Genomic DNA, 24,249 nt, shown 5'->3' on the forward strand with positions numbered 1-24,249 from the left:
CTCCTGGACATCCCAGGAGGAATTCACCAGTGAGCACCACCAGGAAGTACGCGGGCCTCGCGCTCGTGGCCGCGCTCGGCGTCGCCGGCCTCAGCGCCTGCGGCGACGGCGGGACCAAGGACAAGCCGGCGGCGGGCGCGAGCGACGCCCCGAAGTCCAAGACCGTCACGCTCGTCTCCCACGACTCCTTCAACGTCAGCGACGCGGTCCTCAAGGAGTTCGAGCAGCAGAGCGGCTACACGGTCAAGAAGCTGAAGTCCGGGGACGCCGGCGCCGCCCTGAACCAGGAGATCCTCACGAAGGGCTCCCCGCGCGGCGACGTCTTCTTCGGCGTGGACAACACCCTCCTGTCGCGGGCCCTCGACAACGGCATCTTCACCCCGTACGAGGCCAAGGGCCTGGCCGAGGTCAAGCCCGAGTTCGTGCTCGACAAGGAGCACCGGGTCACCCCGATCGACTCCGGTGACATCTGCGTCAACTACGACAAGAAGTACTTCGCCGACAAGAAGATCGCCCCGCCGCAGACGCTGGACGACCTGATCAAGCCGGAGTACAAGGACCTGCTGGTCACCGAGAACGCCGCGACCTCCTCGCCCGGTCTCGGATTCCTGCTCGCCTCCGTCGGCAAGTACGGCGAGGACGGCTGGAAGGACTACTGGACCAAGCTGAAGGCCAACGGCGTCGAGGTCGTCGACGGCTGGGAGCAGGCCTACAACGAGCGGTTCTCCGGCTCGGCCGGCGGCAAGAAGGCCAAGGGCGACCGCCCGCTGGTCGTCTCGTACGCCTCCAGCCCGCCGGTCGAGGTGCTGTACGGCGAGCCGAAGCCGGCCGAGGCCCCGACCGGTGTCTCCACCGGTACCTGCTTCCGCCAGATCGAGTTCGCGGGTCTGCTGAAGGGCGCGAAGAACGAGGAGGGGGGCAAGGCCCTCCTCGACTTCCTGATCAGCAAGAAGTTCCAGGAAGACATGCCCCTGAACATGTTCGTGAACCCGGTCGTCAAGAACGCGGCGCTGCCGGAGCTCTTCACGAAGCACGGTGTGGTGATCGAGAAGCCGGAGAACGTCGCGCCGGAGACCATCGCCAAGAACCGTGAGCAGTGGGTCAAGGCATGGTCCTCGCTCGCCGTGAAGTAGGACGGGTGAGCCCGAGGGAGGGGACGCGGGCCACGCTGGTCAGGCTGGGCCTGATGGTGATCCCGCTCGTCTTCTTCGGGCTGTTCTTCGCCTATCCCGTCGCCGCGATCGTCGGGCGCGGGCTGAAGACCGACGACGGGTGGCAGTTCGGCCGGATCGGCGAGGTGCTGGGCCGGCCCGACATCGCCGACGTGCTGTGGTTCACCACCTGGCAGGCGCTCGCGTCGACGGCGCTCACGCTCCTGATCGCGCTCCCCGCCGCGTACGTCTTCGCGCGCTTCGAGTTCCCGGGAAAGCAACTGCTGCGGGCGGTGGTCACGGTTCCGTTCGTGCTGCCGACCGTGGTGGTCGGCACGGCCTTCCTCGCGCTGGTCGGGCGGAACGGACTGCTGGACGAGACCTGGGGTGTTCGACTCGACACCACCGTCTGGGCGATCCTGCTGGCCCACGTCTTCTTCAACTACGCGGTCGTCGTACGGACGGTGGGCGGGCTCTGGGCGCAGCTCGACCCGCGGCAGGAAGAGGCCGCCCGGGTGCTGGGGGCCGGACGGTTCGCGGCCTGGCGGCGGGTGACGCTGCCGGCGCTCGGACCGGCCGTGGCCGCCGCCTCGCTGATGGTCTTCCTGTTCACGTTCACCTCCTTCGGTGTCGTGCAGATCCTGGGCGGGCCGTCCTACGCCACCCTGGAGGTGGAGGTCTACCGGCAGACCGCGCAGTTGCTCGACCTGTCGACGGCCGCCGTGTTGACGATGATCCAGTTCGCCGCCGTCGGACTGATCCTGTGCGTGCACGCCTGGACCGTGCGCAGGCGGGAGACGGCGCTGCGGCTCGTGGACCCGGGTCGGACCGCGCACCGGCCCAAGGGCGTGGCGCAGCGCGCCCTGTTGGGCGGGGTGCTGCTGACCGTGGCGCTGCTGATCGTGCTGCCGCTGGGCGTCCTGGTGGAACGGTCCTTCGACGCCCCCGGCGGGTACGGCCTCGACTTCTACCGGGCGTTGGCGGACGTGGGCGCGGGCGGCGGGACGTTCCTGGTCCCGCCGCTGGAGGCCATCGGGAACTCCCTGCGGTACGCGCTGGCGGCCACCGCCATCGCCCTGCTCATCGGGGGGCTCGCGGCCGCGGCGCTGACCCGGCGCGCGGGTCGCTTCGTACGGGGCTTCGACGCGCTGCTGATGCTGCCGCTCGGGGTGTCCGCCGTGACGGTCGGCTTCGGATTCCTGATCACCCTGGACGAGCCTCCGCTCGACCTGCGCACCTCGTGGATCCTGGTGCCCCTGGCGCAGGCCCTGGTCGGCGTGCCGTTCGTGGTGCGGACGATGCTGCCCGTACTGCGCGCCGTCGACGGACGGTTGCGGGAGGCGGCCGGCGTGCTCGGTGCCTCGCCCCTGCGGGCCTGGCGGGAAGTGGACCTGCCGCTCGTGCGCCGGGCCCTGCTGATCGCGGCCGGTTTCGCCTTCGCCGTGTCGCTCGGCGAGTTCGGGGCGACCGTCTTCATCGCACGGGCCGACAGCCCCACGCTGCCCGTGGCCGTCGCGCGGCTGCTGGGGCGGGCCGGAGAACTGAACTACGGGCAGGCGATGGCCCTGAGCACGATTCTGATGCTGGTGTGCGCGGTGTCCCTGCTGGTGCTGGAGCGGCTGCGACCCGACAAGACCTCGGGAGAGTTCTGATGACGCTGCTTCGGCTGGACGGGGTGTCGGTCCGCTTCGGCGAACGCGACGTCGTGGACGCCGTGGAACTGGAGGTCGCCGAGCACGAGATCGTCTGTGTGCTGGGACCGAGCGGCAGCGGGAAGTCCACGCTGCTGCGGGTGGTCGCCGGACTCCAGCCGGTCTCGGCCGGACGCGTGCTGCTGGACGGCGCGGACCAGGCACCGGTGCCGGTGCACCGGCGCGGGGTGGGCCTGATGTTCCAGGACCACCAACTGTTCCCGCACCGCGACGTGGCCGGCAACGTCGGCTTCGGGCTGCGGATGCGGGGCACCTCGCGGGACGCCCGCGCGGGCCGGGTCGAGGAACTGCTGGACCTGGTCGGGCTTCCCGGAGCCGGGCGTCGCGCCGTCGCGTCGCTGTCGGGCGGCGAACAGCAGCGGGTCGCGCTGGCGAGGGCGCTCGCCCCGTCCCCGCGCCTGCTGATGCTCGACGAACCGCTGGGCCAGTTGGACCGGGGGCTGCGCGAACGGCTGGTGGTGGAACTCCAGGGGCTGTTCTCCGGGCTGGGGACGACCGTCCTGGCGGTCACCCACGACCAGGGGGAGGCCTTCGCGCTGGCCGACCGCGTCGTGGTGATGCGGGACGGGCGGATCGCGCAGGTGGGAACCCCGCTGGAGGTGTGGGAGCGGCCGGCCTCGGAGTTCGTGGCACGGTTCCTCGGCTTCGAGAACGTGGTCCCGGCCACGGTGTCGGGCGGCGCCGCGGCCACCCCCTGGGGCAAGGTCCCGGTGCCGGACGGCTCGCAGGAGGGGGAGCGCCTGCTCCTGGTCCGCGCCGCCGGAGTGACTCTGGCCGCCGAGGGACTGCCGTGCGTCGTGGAGTCGCGGACCTTCCGGGGGACCCACGTGGCACTGCTGTTGCGGCCCGAGTCGGGTCCGCCGCTGGAGGCCGAGTGCGGGCCGGTCGGGGCACCGGTCGTGGGGGACCGCGTCGCGGTGACGTTCACCCCCGGCGAGGTCGTCGTCCTGCCTGCGGAGGACTGATAGGGGCCGATCGGACGCCGACACGACTCCGCCCCCGGCCCCTTCGCCCCGTGAGGGCGGTGGGGCCGAGGGCGGTCGCGCTCCCGGTACGGCGGTGTGGCGGTTACGCGACCGGCACCGGGTCCGGGGACTCCGCCGGAGCCTCGGCTCCGTCGTGATTGCCGTACCAGGCCACCGCCACGGCGCCCGTCACCGCGAGGACGAAGCCCAGCACCGCCAGCCAGGCCAGGCCGGGGCGGGACGCGTCGCCCAGCAGGAGGACGCCGATGGCGCCCGGGAGGACCGTCTCGCCGACCACCAGGGCGGCGGTGGCCCCGTTCACGGACCCGATCTGGAGGGCCACCGTGTGCAGGTACATGCCGCCGACGCCCGCCACGAGGATGGCGTACAGGGCCGGGTCGGAGAGCAGGGCGCCCAAGCCGAACGGCTCGACGCCGTTCAGGATGCGAACGCCCACCCCCAGCGCGCCGAAGGCCAGGCCCGACAGCAGACCGGCCAGGATCGCGGCCCGGCCGCCGAGGAACCGGACCGCCACCGTGCCGCCCACGATGATCAGCAGGGTGATCGCGAGCAGCCACCAGTGCGTGGACATCGGCGCGTGATGGCCGCCCTCGTGTCCCGCGGCCGTCGCCAGCAGCACGAGCGCCGCGCAGACGACGCCGATGGAGGTCCACTCCTTGCGGGTGAGCCGGATGCCCAGCATCTTCACGCTGAGCACGGCGGTGATCACGAGGTTGGCGCTGATCACGGTCTGGGAGAGGAACAGCGGAAGGAGACGCGCCGCGAGCGCGCCCAGGCCGAAGCCCACGAAGTCCAGGATCGTGCCGACGATGAACTCCCAGGTCATCGCCGCCTTCGCGGTCGAGGACAGGTTCGGTCCGCCGTGCGCGGTCACCCCGGCCGCGGCCGGGGACGTCCGGGCCGCCCGGCGCGAGCCGACGGCTTGCAGGACGGATCCCGTGCCGTAGCAGATGGACGCCGCGATGGCGGTCAGCAGGCCTATGAGCACAGAGGGCTCCGTTCACGTCTGGCAGGTTTTGCGGTACCTCTACCAGACGTGCGAAGCGGCCGGGAAGTTGCCTCGTCGGGTCAGCGCATCGAGGCGAGTGCCGCCGGGACCTCGTCCACGGAGTCCACCAGGGCGATCCTCGACTCCATCGACCGGCCGCGCGCCAGTGCCCGGAGCAGCGGCCAGGCCGGCAGGTGCTCCGTCCAGTGGGCGCGGTCGACCAGGACCATCGGGGTCGGTTCGCCGCGCGACTCGTAGTGGTTCGGGGTCGCGTTGTCGAAGATCTCCTGGACGGTTCCCGCGGCGCCCGGGAGGAACACCACGCCCGCGGTGGACCGCGCCAGCAGTCCGTCCTCACGGGTGGCGTTCGCGAAGTACTTGGCGATGTGGCCGGCGAAGGGGTTCGGCGGCTCGTGCCCGTAGAACCAGGTCGGGATCCCCACCGAGTCGCCGCCCTCGGGCCAGCGTTCCCGTACGGCGAAGGCCGCTCTCGCCCAGTCGGACACGGACGGCGTGAAGGAAGGCGCCTTGGCCAACATCTCCAACGCCTCGGGCAGCGCCTCGTCGGGGGCGGGCGCGAGATAGGCGCCGAGGTTCGCGGCCTCCATCGCGCCCGGGCCGCCGCCGGTGGCCACGGTCAGCCCGGACCGGGACAGGGTCCGGCCGAGTTCCGCCGCGCCCAGGTAGTCCGTACCGCCGCGGGCCATGGCGTGGCCGCCCATCACTCCCACCACCCGGGCACCGGCGAGGTGCTCGTCCAGGGCGTCGGAGACGGCGTCGTCGTGGATGGAACGCAGCATCGAGGCGTAGATGTCGCCGTCGGCCTTGGTCTCCTGGAACCAGGCGTACGCCTGGGCGTCAGGGGTGGCCTCGTAGCCCTCCCGCAGGCCGGTGAACAGCTCGTCCGCGGTGTAGAGCAGACCCCGGTAGGGGTTGAACGGCAGGTCCGGCACCGGCGGGAAGACCAGGGCGCCGTCGGCGCGGACCTTCGCGGAGGCGTCGGGCTCCATGGCACAGCCGAGGAACACGGCGGCCGAGGTGTCGGCCGACAGCAGCGCGAACGTCCGCTCCAGCAGGTTGACCGACTGGACCCGGTAGCCGCTCAGGGAACCCCGAGCGGCGACCTGGTCGAATTCGGCGAGCGTCTCGATCTCGATGTCTGGGTTGACCATTCGGCCCACACTAAGGGCTGCGTCAGTCAGCGGGTCAACGCGAGAGACGTCAGTTGCGCCACACCCCAACTGAGGGATACGCATACGGCGAGCAGGGCAGTCGCGCGTACGGTGACGGCCGTACGCAGCACCGTTCCGGGGGTTCCCAGGTCGTTCAGGGTGTCCCGGACGGCGGTGCGGGACTGCCGGGATTCGACCGCTGATGTGAGGAGAGTCGCAGCCGCGCACAGTGCCACGAGCACGGCGGCCGGACCCGTCAGCGGCCCGAGCGGCGGCAGGAAACCCTCGGTGTCGCGCACGGCGAGGGTGGTGAGCCCGGCCGCGCCGATCGCGCACAGCACTCCGAGCGGCCGGCCCAGTCGCGGCGCCTCCTCCTGGAGGCTGCGCCCGGCGAGCAGACGGAGCGCGCCGGGGCGGACGGCCTGCACCAGGGTTCCGCAGGCGAAGGCCACGCCCGGCCCGGCGAGGGCGAGCCCCATCGCGATCAGGGCCCAGCCGGTCGGCACGGCGGCGCTGCCCCGTCCGGCGTAGGTCTCGACGGTCAGGCCGGAAGCGGTGAGGGCGACCCCCCAGGGGACCCCGCTCTGCGGGGACAGCCCGGCCAGCGGCGGACGGGAGCGCAGGGAGAGGGCCACCGCCGCCGAGGCGGCGAGCGGGACCAGGGCCAGCAGGGTCAGGGCGGCCGCCACCGGCAGCGGCTGTTCGGCGTGCAGCAACCGGGCGCCGGCCCCGTCGAACGGCAGGCCGCCGAGGTCGCCCCGCAGGTGCAGGAACGCGGCCAGGGCCACGGCGCTGCCCAGGGCGCAGGCGACGGCGGTGGAGATCGCCGCGACGAGGGTGCGCCGTACGGGACCCAGGCCGACCGCGTCCATTCCCTCCCGGGGCCGGGTCGCGGGGTCGGTCCGCGCCACGGCGACGGCGAACTGCACGGTGACGGCGAGCGGGACGAGCGCCCACAGCAGCCGAGGGAACGATCCGGCGGGACGGGCCAAGGCTCCGGCCAGCACGTACAGCAGCAGGAATCCGGTACCGGCGGCGGCGGTGGCGACGAGCAGCCGGCGCAGCTGGACCAGCGGCCGGGAGCCTCGGGCTAGGCGGAGAGCGAGCACGCGGCCTGGTCCTCCGTGGTGAGCGGGTTGGCGCCGGCAGCGACCGCGGCCGGGCGTCCGTCGAGGAGCTCGATCCGGCGGTCGGCGACGGCGGCGACCTCCTCGTCGTGGGTGGCCAGCAGTACGGAGATCTCGTGCGAGCGGGCCGCCGTGGTCAGGGTGCGCAGGAGCAGGGCGCGTTCGGTGCGGTGCAGGGAGGCGGTCGGCTCGTCGGCGAAGATCACCGTGGGCTCGTTGACCAGGGCTCGGGCCAGGGCGACCCGCTGTGACTCGGCCCGGGTGAGGGCGCCGGGGCGCTTGCGGGCGAAGCCGCCGATGTCGAGGCGGTCCAGCCATTCGCAGGCGGCGCTCTTGGCGGCGCGGTGCGGGGCGCCGGCGAGGAGCAGCGGCAGTGCGGCGTTCTCCCACACCTTGAGTTCGGGCAGCAGCCCCGGCTCGGGGCCGATCCAGCCGAACCGGTCGCGGCGCAGGCGCTCGCGGACCGCGGCTCCCATGGTGTGCACGGGGACGCTGTTGAACCAGACCTCGCCCTGTTCGGGCAGCAGCTGTCCGAACAGGCAGCGCAGCAGGGTGGTCTTGCCGCTTCCGCGGGGGCCGGTCACGGCCAGGATCTCACCTTGACGGACGCCGACGGAGACGCCGATGAGGCCTGGTGAACCGCTGTGGGAGTAGTGCAGGGAGCGCGCCCAGAGCACATCATTGTCTGCCGGAGCCACCATGGCGTACACCTCCGTCCGGGGGAACGAAGCGGAGCCGGTTCGGTCACTGGCGCCGCAATGAGATGTAAAGAGATGAACGTCTTGGATGGTGACAGCACACGGCCCGGACCCCCGCGTTCTCACTCGAACGGGCGATCCGGGCCGTGTGGTTCGGACGATGTACCGCTTGTCGCGGACCTTGCTTACAGCTTGGTCCACGCCTCCTTGAGCACCGAGCGCAGGATGCCCTCGATCTCGTCGAAGGTGCCCTGGTCCGCGATCAGCGGCGGGGCCAGCTGGATGACCGGGTCGCCACGGTCGTCGGCGCGGCAGTACAGGCCGTTCTCGAAGAGCGCCTTGGAGAGGAAGCCGTAGAGCACGCGCTCCGTCTCCTCGTCCGTGAAGGACTCCTTCGTGACCTTGTCCTTGACGAGTTCGATGCCGTAGAAGTATCCGTTGCCGCGGACGTCGCCGACGATCGGCAGGTCGTGCAGCTTCTTCAGCGTCGAGAAGAAGGCGTCCTCGTTGTCCAGCACGTGCTGGTTGAGGCCTTCCTTGTCGAAGATGTCGAGGTTGGCCAGCGCGACGGCCGAGGAGACCGGGTGGCCGCCGAAGGTGTAGCCGTGCAGGAAGGTGTTGTCACCCTTGTAGAACGGCTCCGCGAGGCGGTCCGAGATGATGCAGGCGCCGATCGGGGAGTAGCCCGAGGTCATGCCCTTGGCGCAGGTGATCATGTCCGGGACGTAGTCGAACTTGTCGCAGGCGAACATGGTGCCGAGGCGGCCGAAGGCGCAGATCGTCTCGTCGGAGACGAGCAGGACGTCGTACTCGTCGCAGATCTCGCGGACCCGCTGGAAGTACCCGGGCGGCGGCGGGAAGCAGCCACCGGCGTTCTGCACCGGCTCCAGGAACACGGCGGCGACGGTGTCGGCGCCCTCGAACAGGATCTCCTGCTCGATCTGGTCGGCGCACCAACGGCCGTAGGCCTCCGGGTCGTCGCCGAAGATCGGGGCGCGGTAGATGTTGGTGTTCGGCACCTTGTGCGCGCCGGGGACCAGCGGCTCGAAGGGGGCCTTCAGGGCCGGCAGACCGGTGATGGACAGGGCGCCCTGCGGGGTGCCGTGGTAGGCCACCGCGCGGGAGATCACCTTGTACTTGGTGTGCTTGCCCTGGAGCTTGAAGTACTGCTTGGCCAGCTTCCAGGCGGTCTCGACGGCCTCGCCGCCACCGGTGGTGAAGAAGACCTTGTTCAGGTCGCCCGGGGCGTAGTGGGCGAGGCGCTCGGCGAGCTCGACGGCCTTGGGGTGCGCGTACGACCAGATGGGGAAGAACGCGAGTTGCTGCGCCTGCTTGTAGGCGACCTCGGCCAGTTCCTTGCGGCCGTGACCGGCGTTGACCACGAACAGTCCGGCGAGACCGTCGAGGTAGCGCTTGCCCTTGTCGTCCCAGATGTAGGTGCCCTCGCCCCGGACGATGGTGGGGACGGGGGAGTTCTCGTAGGACGACATGCGGGTGAAGTGCATCCACAGGTGGTCGTACGCGGTCTTGGAGAGGTCCTGGCTCACGGTTATCGGGTTCCCCACATGTAGGTCTGCTTCTTCAGCTTCAGGTAAACGAAGCTTTCGGTTGATCGCACGCCGGGGAGCGCGCGGATCTTCTTGTTGATCGTTTCCAACAGGTGGTCGTCGTCCTCGCAGACGATCTCCACCATCAGGTCGAACGAGCCCGCGGTCATGACCACGTACTCGCACTCGGCCATCGAGGTCAGTGCGTCGGCCACCGGGTCGAGGTCGCCCTCGACGTTGATGCCGACCATTGCCTGGCGCCGCAGGCCCACGGTGAGCGGGTCCGTTACGGCGACGATCTGCATGACGCCCTGGTCGAGCAGCTTCTGTACGCGCTGGCGCACGGCTGCCTCGGACAGGCCGACGGCCTTGCCGATGGCTGCGTAGGGGCGGCGTCCGTCCTCTTGCAGTTGCTCGATGATCGCCAGGGACACAGCATCGACCGAAGGGGACGGTTGTCTGTTCCTGGAATCTGCGCTTCGACTGACCACGACCTCACTGTGCACGAGGAGTCGTCTGTTCCGCAAGCCATAACCGATGAAATTCGTTGTTCGGCGCCTCCGATTGCACGGATTTCGTAGTTGGGGGTGTCCGGCCCTGTCGAAAGCGTCGGCCGAGAGGCTAGGCTTGGGGAATCGTCTCAATCGTTGGACATGTGATCAGGAGAGTGGCTGTAGTGACCACCGAACTGCGTCGTCTGCGCAACTACATCGGCGGGGAGTTCAAGGACGCCGCCGACGGGCGGACCACCGAGGTGGTCAACCCCGCCACCGGCGAGGCGTACGCCACCGCACCCCTGTCCGGCCAGGCCGATGTCGACGCGGCCATGGCCGCCGCCGCCGCGGCCTTCCCGGGCTGGCGCGACACCACCCCCGCGGAGCGGCAGAAGGCCCTGCTCAAGATCGCGGACGCCTTCGAGGCGCGCGCGGACGAGCTCGTCGCCGCCGAGTCGGAGAACACCGGCAAGCCGCTGGGCCTCACGGCCAGCGAGGAGCTGCCGCCGATGGTGGACCAGATCCGCTTCTTCGCGGGTGCGGCCCGACTGCTGGAGGGCCGCTCGGCCGGCGAGTACATGGACGGGATGACCTCGATCGTCCGCCGTGAGCCGGTCGGAGTCTGCGCCCAGGTCGCGCCGTGGAACTACCCGATGATGATGGCCGTGTGGAAGTTCGCCCCGGCCATCGCCGCGGGCAACACCGTGGTGCTCAAGCCCTCGGACACCACCCCGGCCTCCACCGTGCTGATGGCCGAGATCATCGACTCGGTCCTCCCCAAGGGCGTCTTCAACGTCGTATGCGGCGACCGGGAGACCGGCAAGGCCATGGTGGAGCACTCCACCCCGGCCATGGCCTCCATCACCGGCTCCGTACGCGCCGGCATGCAGGTCGCCGAGAGCGCCTCGAAGGACGTCAAGCGCGTCCACCTGGAGCTCGGCGGCAAGGCCCCCGTCGTGGTCTTCGAGGACGCCGACCTGGCCAAGGCCGTCGAGGACATCGCGGTCGCCGGCTACTTCAACGCCGGCCAGGACTGCACCGCCGCCACCCGCGTGCTGGTGCACGAGTCGATCCACGACGAGTTCGTGGCCGCGCTCGCCAAGGCCGCCTCGGACACCAAGACCGGGCAGCCGGACGACGAGGACGTGCTGTACGGGCCGCTCAACAACCCGAACCAGCTCAAGCAGGTCGCCGGCTTCATCGAGCGCCTCCCCGCCCACGCCAAGGTCGAGGCGGGCGGCCACCGGGTCGGCGAGAAGGGCTACTTCTACGCCCCGACCGTGGTGTCCGGCCTGAAGCAGGACGACGAGATCATCCAGAACGAGGTCTTCGGCCCCGTCATCACCGTGCAGTCCTTCACGGACGAGGCCCAGGCCCTGGAGTACGCGAACGGCGTCGAGTTCGCCCTCGCCTCCTCGGTGTGGACCAAGAACCACGGCCGCGCGATGCGCATGTCCAAGAACCTCGACTTCGGCTGCGTGTGGATCAACACCCACATCCCGCTCGTCGCCGAGATGCCCCACGGCGGGTTCAAGAAGTCCGGCTACGGCAAGGACCTCTCCGCCTACGGCTTCGAGGACTACACCCGCATCAAGCACGTCATGACCTCGCTCGACGGCTGACCACTCGCCGCGGCGACCGCACTGATCAGCGCACAGCGCTGAGGGGGCGGGCAGTAGACACGTTGTCTATTGTCCGCCCCTTCGCGTTGCCCGAGGCTGTGGCCATGCCTGAACTCGCCTTCTCCCGGCGCTCGGCGCTGCGCGGCCTCGGCGCCGTGGTCCTGCCGGCCGCGCTCACCGCCTGCGGGGTTCCCGCCGCCTTCGTCCCCGAAGACCGGCGGGAGGGGCCGGACCGATCCGCCCGGGACCGAAGTCTCGCCTTCTCCAACTGGCCGCTCTACATCGACACCGACGAGGAGGACGAGGCGCGCCGGCCGACGTTGGACGAGTTCTCGCAGAAGACCGGCGTCGAGGTCCGGTACACCGAGGAGATCAACGACAACGACGAGTTCTTCGGCAAGATCAGTCCGGCGCTCATGAACCACCAGGAGACCGGCCACGACCTCGTGGTGGTCAGCGACTGGATGGCCGCCCGCTTCGTCCATCTGGGCTGGGCCCAGAAGATGGACCGCTCGGCCCAGTCGAACGTGGCCAAGTACCTGGATCCCCAACTCCGTTCCCCCGCCTTCGACGAGGGCCGGCTGCACACCGTCCCCTGGCAGTCGGGCATCACCGGCATCGCCTACAACCGCAAGGCCCTGGGCCGGGAGCTCAAGTCCGTCAAGGACCTCTGGCAGCCCGATCTCGCGGGCAAGGTGACGCTCTTCTCCGGGCTCGACGAGTCCTTCGCCCTGCTGATGCAGGGTGACGGCGTGGACGTCACCCGCTGGACCGAGGCGGACTTCCACCGCATGTGCGATCAGGTCGAGCGCATGGTCAGGAAGAGGCACATCCGCCGCTTCACCGGCAACGACTACACCTCCGACCTGAGCAAGGGCGACGTCCTGGCCTGTCAGGCCTACTCCGGCGACGTCATCCAACTCCAGGCCGACAACCCCGACATCGAGTTCGTGGTGCCCGAGGAAGGGGCCGAACTCTGGGCCGAGAGCCTGCTCGTCCCCAACCTGGCGCGCCACAAGGCCAACGCCGAAGCCCTCGTGGACCACTACTACGACCCGGCGGTGGCCGCCCGGCTCGCGGCGTCCGTCAACTACGTCTGTCCGGTCCCGGCCGCCCGCGAGGTGCTGGCGGGCTCCGACGACGAGGAGACCGCGGAACTGGCCGAGAACCCGCTGATCTTCCCCGACGACGAGATGCGCCGGCGTCTCGTCGTGGCTCGGGACATCTCCTCGGTGGAACGCCGCTCCTTCGCCAAGCGGTGGAACGCCATCGTCGGTCTCTGAGGGGGAGGTCCGCGACCGGCCTCCGACCGGCCTCCGACCGGGACTTGGGCGGGTCCGCTCCGCTGCTGAGCCCGTCCGTCCGCGCGCGTTCCCCATCACCGTTCTGGTTGCCCCGCAACGGGGCGCCCGGTCTTCGGAGTCGGCATGACGTTCTCCCCCTGTCGATCGCATGTCTTGGGGGGTGGTGTCACCGGCTTCGGAGGCATCGACAGACCGCCGCCAATCGGCGGACGGCAGTGCGGGATCGCGGGGGACCAGGAACGGCATGGTGACGGCCAACTGCACCAGCAGCGTTAGTCCCAGGTCCGGCCGGCGCGGGTCGGCCCGGCGGACGCGCTCGCCCAGGCCCGTGTCACCGACGCCGCTCGGCCCGTACGGCCGTCAGCGCGTCCACCCGGTTGGTCGTGATGGAGTCGACCCCCGCCGCGATGAGCGCGCGCATCGACCGCTTCGTGTCGGCGGTCCACGCCGACACGAGCAGGCCGTCCCGGTGCAGGGCGTCGGTCAACTCCCGGTCGACGAGCCCGAAGCGGTAGTTGAGCCAGGCCGGGGCCACCGCGTCGATGAGCACCCGGCGCGGCGGCGACAGGGTGGTCCAGGTCAGCGCGATCTCCGCGCCCGGGTCGGCGGCCCGCACCGCGAGCATCGATTCCGGGCCCGCGCAGTAGTAGGTGCGCTCCCGCGCCCCGCACTCGCGGACCTGGTCCACGACCGTCCGCACCGCGTCGGAGTCGGCGCCCGGAAGGTCCACCATCACCCGGCCCGCGCCCGCCGCCTCCAAGGCCTCGCGCAGGGTGGGGATCCCGCCCCGCGCGAGCTCCTTGAGCTGGGGAGCCGTGACGGCGTCGAGCCGCACGTCATGCCCCCACAGCCGCTGGAGCGTCTCGTCGTGCAGGACGACCGGGACCCGGTCACGGGTGAGCCGGACGTCGATCTCGACCGCGTCCGCCCCCCGGGCGAAGGCGGAGCGGATCGAGTCGAGGGTGTTCTCGCGGACACGGTAGGGGTCGCCGCGGTGGCCGACGGCAGTCAGGGTGCGCATGCACCCCATTCTGCTCGGGCGTCAGGAGGCCAACCACGTGTCCGTGTACGTGTCGATCTCCGCGGTGAGCCGCGCCTTGCCCGCCGGGTCGAGGAAGGAGGCCTCGACGGCGTTCTTGGCCAGCTGCGCCAGACCGCGCTCGTCGAGGTCGAGGAGCCGTGCGGCCACCGCGTACTCGTTGTTGAGGTCGGAGCCGAACATCGGCGGGTCGTCGCTGTTGATGGTGACGAGCACGCCCGCCGCGACCATCTCCTTGACGGGGTGCGCGTCCATGTCGGTCACCACGCGGGTGGCGATGTTCGAGGTCGGGCAGACCTCCAGCGCGATCCGGTGCTCGGCGAGGTAGGCCAGCAGCTCGGGGTCCCGGACGGAGGTCGTGCCGTGGCCGATGCGCTCGGCGCCCAACTCGCGGATGGCGTCCCAGACGGTCTCCGGCCCGGTGGACTCGCCGGCGTGCGGCACGCTGTGCAGGCCGGCTGCCCGGGCCCGGTCGAAGTACGGCTTGAACTGGGGGCGCGGGACACCGATCTCCGGACCGCCCAGGCCGAAGGAGACCAGGCCCTCGGGGCGCAGGTCGACCGCGAGGCGGGTGGTCTCGGCCGCGGCCTCCAGGCCCGCTTCGCCGGGGATGTCGAAGCACCAGCGCAGGATGACCCCGAGTTCGGCCTCGGCGTCCTTGCGGGCGTCCTCGATGGCCTCCATGAACGCCTTCTCCTCGATGCCGCGGCGGGTGGAGGAGTACGGGGTGATCGTCAGCTCGGCGTAGCGGATGTTCTGCCGGGCCATGTCGCGGGCGACCTCGAAGGTCAGCGTGCGCACGTCGTCGGGGGTGCGGACCAGGTCGACGACGGACAGGTAGACCTCGATGAAGTGGGCGAAGTCCGTGAAGGTGAAGTAATCGGCGAGCGCCTCGGGGTCGGTGGGGACCTTCGAGTCGGGGTGCCGGGAGGCGAGCTCGGCCACGATGCGCGGGGAGGCCGAGCCGACGTGGTGGACGTGGAGTTCGGCCTTGGGAAGCCCCGCGATGAAGGGGTGCAGGTCGGGCATGGGTGCCTCCGGGAGGACACGGGTTCGGGCAGGTCGGCTTCATCGTAGGCAGGCCCGGGGAGTGTCGGTGGCAGCACTTAGCATGGCTGTACGAGAGGGGGGTGCCGTATGACCGACCAGAGCCCTGAGCCGTCCGACCCGTGGGCACCGCCCGAGCGGCCGGCGGTGGACCGGGGCAAACCGGCCGTGGACCTGGGCAAGGGGCGGGGCGGGTCCGGGGACGCGGGTGTGCACGACCAGCCGACGATCGCCGGCATGCCGGGCGCGACGACCGGCCGGTCCTTCGACACGGCCGCGCAGCCCTTCGACACGACTCCCCACCCCTTCGGCACGGCCCCGCAGTCCTTCGGCGCGACCGCGCCGATCGACCCCGCCGGCTCCTGGGGGCAGGCTCCCGGTCCCGCGTACGGGTATCCGGCGCAGCCCGATCCCGCCGGATACGGCTACCCCGGGGCCCAGTTGCCGGGGCGGCCCGCACCCTACACACCCTGGTCCCCCGTGCCGACCCCGCCGAGCAACGGCCTCGCCATCACGGGGTTCGTACTCGGCCTGCTCTCGGTCCTCGCCTGCCCGACCATGGTCGGCCCCATCGCGCTCGGCATCGCCGGGATCGTCTTCGGCGCACTCGGCCGGGGCAAGGCGAACCGGGGCGAGGCAGGCAACGGCGGGCTCGCGCTGGCCGGTCTCATCCTCGGTTCCGTCGGCATCGTGATCGGCGTCCTGGTGACCGCGGCCTTCCTCCTCGGCCCGACCTTCGAGGACGTCGACCGCGACGGGCCGTACGAGGACACCGGGGTCCAGGAGCGAATATGACCCCCGTCGACGCCGGTGGGGAACCGGGCGTGGGGGACCGGTCGTCGCCGGTCAGACCCGCGCCGCCATCAGCAGCGTCGGCACCATGACGACCGCGTCGCCGTCCGTCCCGACCGAACCGACGCTGTCGTCGCCGTCGCCGCCGTCACCGCCGAGGTCGGACCCGGTACCGCGTGACAGGGGGACCCAGATCAGCCCCACCATTCGGGGACAGTCGCACACCAGGTCCTCGTCGACCCCGAGGCGGGGCTCCCCGGGCGCGACGTCCACGCGGTAGCAGGCGGTCCAGCCGGAGGGGTACGGCGCCTCGTACGCGAACCGCACGTCCAGGGCGTGCAGGCCGACCTCCTCGGCCACCTCGCGCCGTACCGCCTCGGCGGGTTCCTCCCCGGCCTCCAGGCCGCCGCCGGGCAGCGTCCAGTACTCCGGTCCGTCGTGTCGACCGGTGGGCCCCGGGCCCCGCTCCCGCACCATGAGCACGCAGCCGTCCCGGATGATCACCGCGGCGACCCGGCGTCGGCCGGGTATGCCCGGACCCGTCACGCGGCGTCCGTCCGCAGCCGGTCCCGGGCCTCCATGAGGGCGAAGCCGAGCAGGTTCAGCCCGCACCACCGGGCCGGGTCCAGGGCCCGCTCGTCGTCGGCCGCCAGCCCGATGCCCCAGATCCGGTCCATCGGGCTCGCCTCCACGAGCACCCGGTTCCCGGTGCCCAGCAGGTACCCGCGCAGGGCCGGATCGGAGCCGAACTTGTGCACGCTGCCCTCCACGACCAGCGCGAACCGTTCCCGCTCCCAGACGGCGTTGTCGAAGTCGCGCACGAGGCGCCCGGCCTTCTTCGCCTCGGCCGGGGTGCCGGCCTCCAGCGCGGCACGCTCCGCCTCGGCGTCCCCGAATATCCTGGCCTTGCCGGCCATCATCCAGTGCTCCGCGGTGGCGTACCGGACCTCACCCACAGTGAAAGCGGAAGGCCACCACTGGCTGAGGCAGCTCGGTCCGAGCGTCCCGTCCGTGCGCGGGCGGTGCCCCCAGAACGGCAGGAACTTCAGCCGGTCACCCCGGCTGACCTGCTTGATCAATGCGTCGATCGTCTCCATGCACGCGAGTCTGGCAGTCGCCACGGACACTTCGTACGGGATTTCCGGCGTGCCTCGACACATGGTCGACCGATTCCGTCGCGTAATCAAAAGGCAACAACGGAATCACTTGGCCGAGGCCCCTGCCTCTGTCAGGATCGGCACTCAATTCGGGCTGTAGTCCGAACTGTAGCTACGGAGAGCGTGAGAGCGTGATGGGCAACCGCTTCCAGGTCAAGGACCGCTTCGCGGACGGCGCGCAGTACATCGACGGCAGGCTCAGGGCCGGCACCTCCGGGCAATCACACACCGTGATCGACCCGGCCACCGGCGACGAGGTCCTCACCTACGAACTCGCGGGCACCGCGGACGTGGACGAGGCCGTGGCCGCCGCCAAGAGGGCCTTCCCGGGCTGGTCCGCCGCCACCCCCGGGGAGCGCTCGGACGCGCTGCACCGGCTGGCCGCCGTACTGGCCGAGCAGGCCGACGACTTCGCCTACGCCGAGTCGATCCAGTGCGGCAAGCCGCTCAAGCTGTCCACGGAGTTCGACGTACCGGGGACCATCGACAACACCGCCTTCTTCGCGGGCGCCGCCCGCCACCTCCAGGGGCAGGCCGCCGCCGAGTACTCCGGCGACCACACCTCCTACGTGCGCCGCGAGGCCATCGGGGTGGTCGGGTCCATCGCCCCCTGGAACTATCCGCTCCAGATGGCCGCCTGGAAGATCCTCCCGGCCATCGCCGCGGGCAACACCATCGTGTTGAAGCCCGCCGAGCTGACCCCGCTGACCTCCCTGATGTTCGCCCAGGCGGCCAAGGACGCGGGCCTGCCCGACGGAGTGATCAACATCGTCACCGGCGCCGGCCGGGAGGCGGGGGAGCACCTCGTGGGGCACCCCGACGTGGTCATGACCTCGTTCACCGGTTCGACGGCCGTCGGCAAGCGGGTCGCCGAGATCGCCACCGCCACCGTCAAGCGGCTCCACCTGGAGCTCGGCGGGAAGGCCCCCTTCCTCGTCTTCGACGACGCCGACCTGGAGGCCGCCGCGCACGGCGCCGTCGCCGCCTCCCTCATCAACACCGGCCAGGACTGCACGGCCGCCACCCGCGCGTACGTCCAGCGCCCCCTGCACGACGCCTTCGTCGCGCGGGTCGCCGAGCTGATGGAGACCGTCCGCGTCGGAGACCCCTTCGCGCCCACCACGGACCTCGGTCCGCTGGTCTCGCACGCGCAGCGCGACCGGGTCGCCGGGTTCGTCGAGCGCGCCCGCTCCTACGCCACGGTCGTCACCGGCGGCGAGAGCCCCGGGGGAGACCTGGCCGGCGGGGCGTACTACCGGCCGACCCTGATCTCCGGCGCGGCCCAGGACAGCGAGGTCGTCCAGTCCGAGATCTTCGGTCCGGTCCTCGTGGTCCTGCCGTTCGACACCGACGACGAGGGCCTCGCGCTGGCCAACGAGACCCCGTACGGACTCGCGGCCTCCGCCTGGAGCCGGGACGTCTACCGGGCCAACCGGGCCACCCGCGAGCTCAAGGCGGGTTGCGTCTGGGTCAACGACCACATCCCGATCATCAGCGAGATGCCTCACGGGGGCTACAAGGCCAGTGGCTTCGGAAAGGACATGAGCGCCTACTCCTTCGAGGAGTACACGCAGGTCAAGCATGTGATGTACGACAACACCGCGGTCGCCGCGAAGGACTGGCACCGCACGATCTTCGGGGACCGATAGTCACGACGCCGCCGCTGGCGGCCCTGCCACCCGAAAGGGCACAGTCCATGGAGCAGTTCGAGCCCGAGCGTCTCTCGGCGCCGCAACTCAACGCGATACGGCGCAGCCTCACCAGCGGGCGCGGCGCCCTCACCCGCCGTTCGCTGTTGCGCGCCTCCGGTGTCGGGGCGCTCACCCTCGGCGGCCTGTCGGCCCTGAGCGGTTGCGGGATCCCGCCCGCCCAACGGCAGGACGGCACGGCGGCGGCGTCCGACGACCGCTCGGAACAGGAGAAGGAGATCAACTTCTCCAACTGGACCGAGTACATGGACACCAGCGACGACGAGAAGAGCCGTCCCACCCTGGAGGAGTTCGCCAAGCGGACCGGGATCAAGGTCAAGTACACCGAGGACATCAACGACAACGTCGAGTTCTTCGGCAAGGTCCGCCCGCAGCTCGCGGCCGGCCAGGACACCGGCCGCGACCTGATCGTCGTCACCGACTGGCTCGCCGCGCGCATCATCAGACTCGGCTGGGCGCAGAAGCTGGACCCCGCCCGCCTCCCGCACGCCTACGCCAACCTGTCCCCGCAGTTCCGCAGCCCCGACTGGGACCCGGGCCGCTCCCACAGCTACCCGTGGACCGGCATCTCCACCGTCATCGCCTACAACTCCAAGGCCACCGGCGGCAAGACGGTCGACTCCGTCACCCAGCTGCTCGACGACCCCACCCTCAAGGGGCGGGTCGGCTTCCTGACGGAGATGCGCGACAGCGTCGGCATGACCCTCCTCGACCAGGGCAAGGACCCGGCGAACTTCACCACGGCCGACTACGACCAGGCCATCGGCCGACTCCAGAAGGGCGTCGACAAGAAGCAGATCCGGCGCTTCACCGGCAACGACTACACCGCCGACCTCGACAAGGGCGACCTCGCCGCCTGCCTCGCCTGGGCGGGCGACGTCATCCAGCTGCAGGCCGGAAACCCGGACATCAAGTACGCGATCCCGGCGGCCGGGTACATCACCTCCAGCGACAACCTGCTGGTCCCCGCCAAGGCCCGGCACAAGGCCAACGCGGAGCGGCTCATCGACTACTACTACGAGCTCCCGGTCGCCGCCCGACTGGCCGCCTACATCAGCTACGTCTGCCCGGTCGAGGGCGTCAAGGACGAGCTGGCGAAGATCGATCCCGAGCTCGCGGAGAACACCCTGATCGTCCCGGACAAGGCGATGACCGCCAAGTCCCACGCCTTCCGCTCCCTCAGCTCCGAGGAAGAGACGGCGTACGAGGAGAAGTTCGCCAAGCTCATCGGCGCCTGACGGCCCCCGCCGCCCCCTCGGCACAGGACCGGCACGCACCCACGGCGGCGCCGGCACCCCCCGCGTACCGGCCGCCGCCGGCACCCGCGATTCCCGCACCCTTCCGAATACCACCACCGAAGGCCGCGACCCATGACTGACAAGACCGCGGGCGGCGACGTCCGCCTCGCCGGGATCAGCAAGCACTACGGCTCCTTCACCGCCGTGCATCCGCTGGACCTCACCATCCCCCAGGGCTCCTTCTTCGCGCTGCTCGGCGCCTCGGGCTGCGGGAAGACCACCACCCTGCGCATGATCGCCGGACTGGAGGAGCCCTCCACCGGCACCGTCAGCCTCGGCGAGCGCGAGGTCACCGACCTGCCGCCCTACAAGCGCCCGGTCAACACCGTCTTCCAGAGCTACGCGCTCTTCCCGCACCTCGACGTCTCCGAGAACGTCGCCTTCGGGCTGCGCCGACGCGGCATCAAGTCCGTCAAGAAGCAGGTCGACGAGATGCTGGAGCTGGTCCAGCTGGGCCAGTTCGCCGGGCGCAAGCCGCACCAGTTGTCCGGAGGCCAGCAGCAGCGCGTGGCGGTCGCCCGCGCGCTCATCAACCACCCCCAGGTGCTGCTCCTCGACGAACCCCTCGGCGCCCTCGACCTCAAACTGCGCCGCCAGATGCAGCTGGAGCTCAAGCGGATCCAGACCGAGGTCGGCATCACCTTCGTGCACGTCACGCACGACCAGGAGGAGGCCATGACCATGGCCGACACGGTCGCGGTGATGAACGGCGGCCGCGTCGAGCAGCTCGGCGCCCCCGCGGAGCTGTACGAGAACCCGAAGACCACCTTCGTCGCGAACTTCCTCGGCACCTCCAACCTCATCGAGGCCGAGGTGCTGGAGGCCGGCTCCGCGGACATCGTCGTGTCGAGCGCCGGCACCAAGCTCCGGCTGCCCGGCGCGCGATGTTCGACCACGCCCCGCGCCGGCGAGAAGCTGCTGGTCGGGGTGCGCCCCGAGAAGATCTCCTTGGTGCCCGCGGACGAGGAACACACCATCGGCGCCGGCCGGAACAAGGTCGCGGGCCGAATAGCGGACTCCTCCTTCATCGGGGTGTCCACCCAGTACGTCATCGACAGCCGGGTCTGCCCCGAGCTGGAGGTGTACGCGCAGAACATCGAACGCGACGCCCGCCTGGTTCCGGGCGCCGAGGTGATCCTGCACTGGAACCCGGCGCACACCTTCGGCCTCGACGCCGCCCAGGACATCGACGCGGGAATCGAGACGGTCGAGGAGTCCGCGTGACCACCACCGTCGCGCCGCCCCAGGCGCCCGCCCCGACCGAGCCCCCGGTCCACAAGCCGTCGCTGCGCAAGCGCCTGATCCCGTACTGGCTGCTGCTGCCGGGCATCCTGTGGCTGCTGGTGTTCTTCGTGCTGCCGATGGTCTACCAGGCCTCGACCTCGGTGCAGACGGGCTCCCTCGAAGAGGGCTTCCAGGTCACCTGGCACTTCCAGACGTACTGGGACGCCTTCGCGGACTACCTCCCGCAGTTCCTGCGCTCCCTGCTGTACGCCGGTACCGCGACCGTCCTGTGCCTGCTGCTCGGGTACCCGCTGGCCTATCTGATCGCCTTCAAGGCGGGCCGGTGGAGAAACCTCCTGCTGGTGCTGGTGATCGCCCCGTTCTTCACCAGCTTCCTGATCCGCACCCTGGCCTGGAAGACGATCCTGGCCGACGGCGGCCCGGTGGTGGACGTCCTCAACGGGGTCGGCTTCCTGGACGTCACCAGCTGGCTGGGCATGACCGAGGGCGACCGGGTGTTGGCCACGCCGCTCGCGGTCGTCTGCGGTCTGACGTACAACTTCCTCCCCTTCATGATCCTTCCGCTCTACACCTCCCTGGAGCGGATCGACACCCGCCTCCACGAGGCCGCCGGCGACCTCTACGCCCGCCCCGCCACGGTCTTCCGCAAGGTGACCTTCCCGCTCTCCATGCCGGGCGTGGTCTCCGGGACCCTGCTCACGTTCATCCCCGCGAGCGGCGACTACGTCAACGCGGAACTGCTCGGCTCCACGGACACCCGGATGATCGGCAACGTCATCCAGTCGCAGTACCTGCGGATCCTCGACTACCCGACGGCGGCCGCGCTGTCCTTCATCCTCATGGCCATCGTGCTGATCATGGTCACCATCTACATCCGCCGAGCGGGGACGGAGGACCTGGTCTGATGCGCACCACCACCACGTGGCTCCGCCGCAACCTCGTCGTGATCGCGGGCCTCGGCACGCTCGCCTACCTGATCCTGCCGAACATCGTCGTCACCGTCTTCTCCTTCAACAACCCGGCCGGCCGGTTCAACTACGCCTGGCAGGAGTTCTCCCTCGACGCCTGGAAGGACCCCTGCGGCGTCGCCGACCTGTGCGGCTCGCTCTCGCTGTCCCTCCAGATCGCGCTCTGGTCCACCCTCGCCGCGACCTGCCTCGGCACCGCCATCGCCTTCGCGATGGTCCGCTACCGCTTCCGGGGGCGCGGCGCCGTCAACTCGCTGATCTTCCTGCCCATGGCCATGCCCGAGATCGTGATGGCCGCCTCGCTGCTCGCCCTCTTCCTCAACATGGGCATCCAGCTGGGCTTCTGGACGATCCTCATCGCCCACATCATGTTCTGCCTCAGCTTCGTCGTCGCCGCCGTCAAGGCACGCGTCCTGTCGATGGACCCGCGACTGGAGGAGGCCGCCCGCGACCTCTACGCGGGCCCGGTGCAGACCTTCCTGCGGGTCACCCTGCCCATCGCGGCCCCCGGAATCGCCGCGGGCGCGCTGCTCTCCTTCGCGCTCTCGTTCGACGACTTCATCATCACCAACTTCAACTCGGGCAACACCGTCACCTTCCCCATGTTCGTGTGGGGATCGGCCCAACGCGGTACGCCCGTGCAGATCAACGTCATCGGCACGGCGATGTTCGTCATCGCGGTGCTGGTGGTGCTCACCGGCCAGATGGTCGGGAACCGCCGCAAGAAAGCACAGCCCAAGTAACTCTGTAGGGAGTTGGAAGCCATGGCCCCAGTCGCCATGCGAAGCGTTGCTCAATCCCTTTCCGCCGCACTGCCGGTCTCGTACTGGCTGGACGACCCCGGCAAGCCGGCCGCGCTGCCGGCGCTGACCTCCGACGAGGCCTGCGACCTGCTGGTCATCGGCGGCGGCTACAGTGGCCTGTGGACCGCGCTCATCGCCAAGGAGCGCGACCCCGCGCGGGACGTCGTCCTGATCGAGTCCAAGGAGGCGGGCTGGGCCGCCTCCGGCCGCAACGGCGGCTTCTGCGCCGCCTCCCTCACCCACGGCCTCGCCAACGGCATGGCCCGCTGGCCCGGCGAACTCGCCAAGCTGGAGGAGTTGGGCGCCCGCAACCTCGACGAGATCGAGGCGGCCATCGCCCGGTACGGCATCGACTGCGACTTCGAGCGGACCGGCGAGATCGACGTCGCCACCGAGCCCCACCAGGTCGAGGAGCTGCGCGAACTCCACGAGGAGGCGCAGAAGCTGGGCCTGGCGGGCGGTGCGCGCTGGCTCGACCGCGACGAGGTGCGAGCCGAGGTGGACTCGCCGACCTTCCTCGCGGGCCTGTGGGACACCGACGGCGTGGCGATGGTCAACCCCGCCAAGCTCGCGTGGGGCCTCAAGAAGGCCTGCACGGACCTGGGCGTACGGATCTACGAGAACACCCGCGGCCTCTCCCTGGCCCCCTCGGGCGCCGGAATGGCCGTCCGCACCCCCTACGGCCGGGTCTTCGCCCGCAGGGTCGCCCTGGGCACCAACATCTTCCCCTCGCTGGTCAAGCGGATCCGACCCCTCACGGTCCCGGTGTACGACTACGCGTTGATGACCGAGCCGCTCACCGCCGACCAGCTGAAGGCCATCGGCTGGACGAACCGGCAGGGTCTGGGCGACAGCGCCAACCAGTTCCACTACTTCCGCATCACCCCGGAGAACCGCATCCTGTGGGGCGGCTACGACGCCATCTACCCCTACCGGGGCCGGCTCGACTCCGAGTACGACGACCGCCCCGAGACCTACCTCAAGCTCGCTCAGCACTTCTTCACCGCGTTCCCGCAGTTGGAGGGCGTGAAGTTCAGCCACGCCTGGGGCGGGGCGATCGACACCTGCTCGCGCTTCTCCGCCTTCTTCGGCACCGCCCACTCCGGCAAGGTCGCCTACGCGGCCGGCTACACCGGACTCGGAGTGGGGGCCACCCGCTTCGGCGCCGACGTGATGCTGGACCTGCTGGACGGCGCCACCACGGAGCGCACCGAGTTGGAGATGGTGAAGTCGAAGCCGCTGCCGTTCCCGCCGGAGCCGTTCGCCTGGACCGGGATCACGCTGACGAAGTGGTCGCTGGCCCGAGCGGACGCCCGCGGCGGCCGGCGGAACCTGTGGCTCAAGGCGCTGGACCGCCTCGGTCTGGGCTTCGACAGCTGAACCGCCGCCG

General features: G+C 70.5%; 22 protein-coding genes. 12 read left to right on the top strand and 10 right to left on the bottom strand.

The window, feature by feature from the left end:
- The first annotated feature begins 29 nt into the window (after window positions 1–29).
- From ADK55_RS01535 to ADK55_RS01545, 3 genes are read left to right on the top strand one after another with little or no spacing between them, the layout of a single operon-like run.
- Entirely contained in the window at window positions 30–1,133 is a 1,104-nt protein-coding gene (locus ADK55_RS01535; RefSeq protein ID WP_053675173.1) for a thiamine ABC transporter substrate-binding protein, read from the top strand.
- A gap of 53 nt (window positions 1,134–1,186) precedes the next feature.
- On the top strand, window positions 1,187–2,803 hold the full coding sequence (locus tag ADK55_RS01540; protein WP_053675276.1) for an ABC transporter permease: 1,617 nt from the start codon (window positions 1,187–1,189) through the stop codon (window positions 2,801–2,803).
- Window positions 2,803–3,828, top strand: coding sequence for an ABC transporter ATP-binding protein (locus ADK55_RS01545; RefSeq protein WP_053675175.1), 1,026 nt, complete (start codon window positions 2,803–2,805; stop codon window positions 3,826–3,828). Before ADK55_RS01540 ends, ADK55_RS01545 begins: the two co-directional genes overlap by 1 nt.
- A 103-nt stretch (window positions 3,829–3,931) precedes the next feature.
- On the opposite strand, the gene ADK55_RS01550 is transcribed toward ADK55_RS01545, so the two are convergent.
- The 6 genes from ADK55_RS01550 to ADK55_RS01575 form a co-directional block, all read right to left on the bottom strand.
- Window positions 3,932–4,837: a DMT family transporter gene (locus ADK55_RS01550; RefSeq protein WP_053675176.1), complete on the bottom strand. Its 906-nt coding sequence runs from the start codon at window positions 4,835–4,837 to the stop codon at window positions 3,932–3,934.
- Between the two features lie 80 nt (window positions 4,838–4,917).
- Window positions 4,918–6,009: an LOG family protein gene (locus ADK55_RS01555; RefSeq protein WP_053675178.1), complete on the bottom strand. Its 1,092-nt coding sequence runs from the start codon at window positions 6,007–6,009 to the stop codon at window positions 4,918–4,920.
- Between the two features lie 26 nt (window positions 6,010–6,035).
- Window positions 6,036–7,118 carry a hypothetical protein gene (locus ADK55_RS01560; protein ID WP_053675180.1) on the bottom strand — a complete coding sequence of 361 codons (1,083 nt, stop codon included), beginning with the start codon at window positions 7,116–7,118 and terminating at the stop codon, window positions 6,036–6,038.
- The gene (locus ADK55_RS01565; protein ID WP_053675182.1) at window positions 7,100–7,837 is read right to left on the bottom strand and encodes an ABC transporter ATP-binding protein; all 738 of its coding nucleotides are present in this window, start codon (window positions 7,835–7,837) and stop codon (window positions 7,100–7,102) included. Before ADK55_RS01565 ends, ADK55_RS01560 begins: the two co-directional genes overlap by 19 nt.
- Window positions 7,838–8,019: 182 nt before the next feature.
- The gene (locus ADK55_RS01570; RefSeq protein ID WP_199826415.1) at window positions 8,020–9,399 is read right to left on the bottom strand and encodes an aspartate aminotransferase family protein; all 1,380 of its coding nucleotides are present in this window, start codon (window positions 9,397–9,399) and stop codon (window positions 8,020–8,022) included.
- Entirely contained in the window at window positions 9,384–9,887 is a 504-nt protein-coding gene (locus ADK55_RS01575) for an Lrp/AsnC family transcriptional regulator (RefSeq protein ID WP_053675186.1), read from the bottom strand. Before ADK55_RS01575 ends, ADK55_RS01570 begins: the two co-directional genes overlap by 16 nt.
- Before the next feature lie 170 nt (window positions 9,888–10,057).
- Here ADK55_RS01575 and ADK55_RS01580 point away from each other — a divergent pair, with 170 nt between their 5' ends.
- Together ADK55_RS01580 and ADK55_RS01585 are read left to right on the top strand one after the other, a co-directional pair.
- Complete coding sequence (locus tag ADK55_RS01580; RefSeq protein ID WP_053675188.1) at window positions 10,058–11,497, top strand: gamma-aminobutyraldehyde dehydrogenase; 1,440 nt, start codon at window positions 10,058–10,060, stop codon at window positions 11,495–11,497.
- Between the two features lie 104 nt (window positions 11,498–11,601).
- Window positions 11,602–12,780: an ABC transporter substrate-binding protein gene (locus tag ADK55_RS01585; RefSeq protein WP_053675190.1), complete on the top strand. Its 1,179-nt coding sequence runs from the start codon at window positions 11,602–11,604 to the stop codon at window positions 12,778–12,780.
- Between the two features lie 352 nt (window positions 12,781–13,132).
- Here ADK55_RS01585 and ADK55_RS01590 read toward each other — a convergent pair whose 3' ends face one another.
- Both ADK55_RS01590 and ADK55_RS01595 read right to left on the bottom strand, forming a co-directional pair.
- Entirely contained in the window at window positions 13,133–13,822 is a 690-nt protein-coding gene (locus ADK55_RS01590; RefSeq protein ID WP_199826416.1) for a glycerophosphodiester phosphodiesterase, read from the bottom strand.
- 21 nt (window positions 13,823–13,843) lie between these two features.
- Window positions 13,844–14,869: an adenosine deaminase gene (locus ADK55_RS01595; RefSeq protein WP_053675195.1), complete on the bottom strand. Its 1,026-nt coding sequence runs from the start codon at window positions 14,867–14,869 to the stop codon at window positions 13,844–13,846.
- 108 nt (window positions 14,870–14,977) lie between these two features.
- On the opposite strand from ADK55_RS01595, the gene ADK55_RS01600 reads away from it, so the two are divergent.
- A complete protein-coding gene (locus ADK55_RS01600) occupies window positions 14,978–15,682 on the top strand; it encodes a DUF4190 domain-containing protein (RefSeq protein ID WP_053675196.1) in 705 nt (234 codons plus the stop codon).
- A gap of 51 nt (window positions 15,683–15,733) precedes the next feature.
- Here the strand turns inward: ADK55_RS01600 and ADK55_RS01605 are convergent, their stop codons facing one another.
- Together ADK55_RS01605 and ADK55_RS01610 are read right to left on the bottom strand one after the other, a co-directional pair.
- On the bottom strand, window positions 15,734–16,225 hold the full coding sequence (locus ADK55_RS01605) for an NUDIX hydrolase (RefSeq protein WP_234349840.1): 492 nt from the start codon (window positions 16,223–16,225) through the stop codon (window positions 15,734–15,736).
- Complete coding sequence (locus tag ADK55_RS01610; RefSeq protein WP_053675198.1) at window positions 16,222–16,776, bottom strand: NADAR family protein; 555 nt, start codon at window positions 16,774–16,776, stop codon at window positions 16,222–16,224. The genes ADK55_RS01605 and ADK55_RS01610 overlap by 4 nt, the downstream gene beginning before the upstream one ends.
- 194 nt (window positions 16,777–16,970) lie before the next feature.
- Between ADK55_RS01610 and ADK55_RS01615 the strand changes: the two genes are divergently transcribed.
- The 6 genes from ADK55_RS01615 to ADK55_RS01640 all read left to right on the top strand — a co-directional run bounded on the left by ADK55_RS01615 (window position 16,971) and on the right by ADK55_RS01640 (window position 24,239).
- Window positions 16,971–18,485 (top strand): gamma-aminobutyraldehyde dehydrogenase, encoded by a 1,515-nt coding sequence (locus tag ADK55_RS01615; RefSeq protein ID WP_053675201.1) that lies wholly within the window; start codon window positions 16,971–16,973, stop codon window positions 18,483–18,485.
- Window positions 18,486–18,532: 47 nt separating this feature from the next.
- On the top strand, window positions 18,533–19,783 hold the full coding sequence (locus ADK55_RS01620; RefSeq protein WP_053675203.1) for a polyamine ABC transporter substrate-binding protein: 1,251 nt from the start codon (window positions 18,533–18,535) through the stop codon (window positions 19,781–19,783).
- A gap of 132 nt (window positions 19,784–19,915) precedes the next feature.
- Complete coding sequence (locus ADK55_RS01625) at window positions 19,916–21,067, top strand: ABC transporter ATP-binding protein (protein ID WP_053675205.1); 1,152 nt, start codon at window positions 19,916–19,918, stop codon at window positions 21,065–21,067.
- Window positions 21,064–21,993: an ABC transporter permease gene (locus ADK55_RS01630; protein ID WP_053675207.1), complete on the top strand. Its 930-nt coding sequence runs from the start codon at window positions 21,064–21,066 to the stop codon at window positions 21,991–21,993. The genes ADK55_RS01625 and ADK55_RS01630 overlap by 4 nt, the downstream gene beginning before the upstream one ends.
- Complete coding sequence (locus ADK55_RS01635) at window positions 21,993–22,799, top strand: ABC transporter permease (protein ID WP_053675209.1); 807 nt, start codon at window positions 21,993–21,995, stop codon at window positions 22,797–22,799. Before ADK55_RS01630 ends, ADK55_RS01635 begins: the two co-directional genes overlap by 1 nt.
- 21 nt (window positions 22,800–22,820) lie before the next feature.
- Window positions 22,821–24,239: an NAD(P)/FAD-dependent oxidoreductase gene (locus ADK55_RS01640; RefSeq protein ID WP_053675211.1), complete on the top strand. Its 1,419-nt coding sequence runs from the start codon at window positions 22,821–22,823 to the stop codon at window positions 24,237–24,239.
- Window positions 24,240–24,249 lie beyond the last annotated feature (10 nt).

Source organism: Streptomyces sp. WM4235, from assembly GCF_001279725.1.
GTDB lineage: Bacteria > Actinomycetota > Actinomycetes > Streptomycetales > Streptomycetaceae > Streptomyces.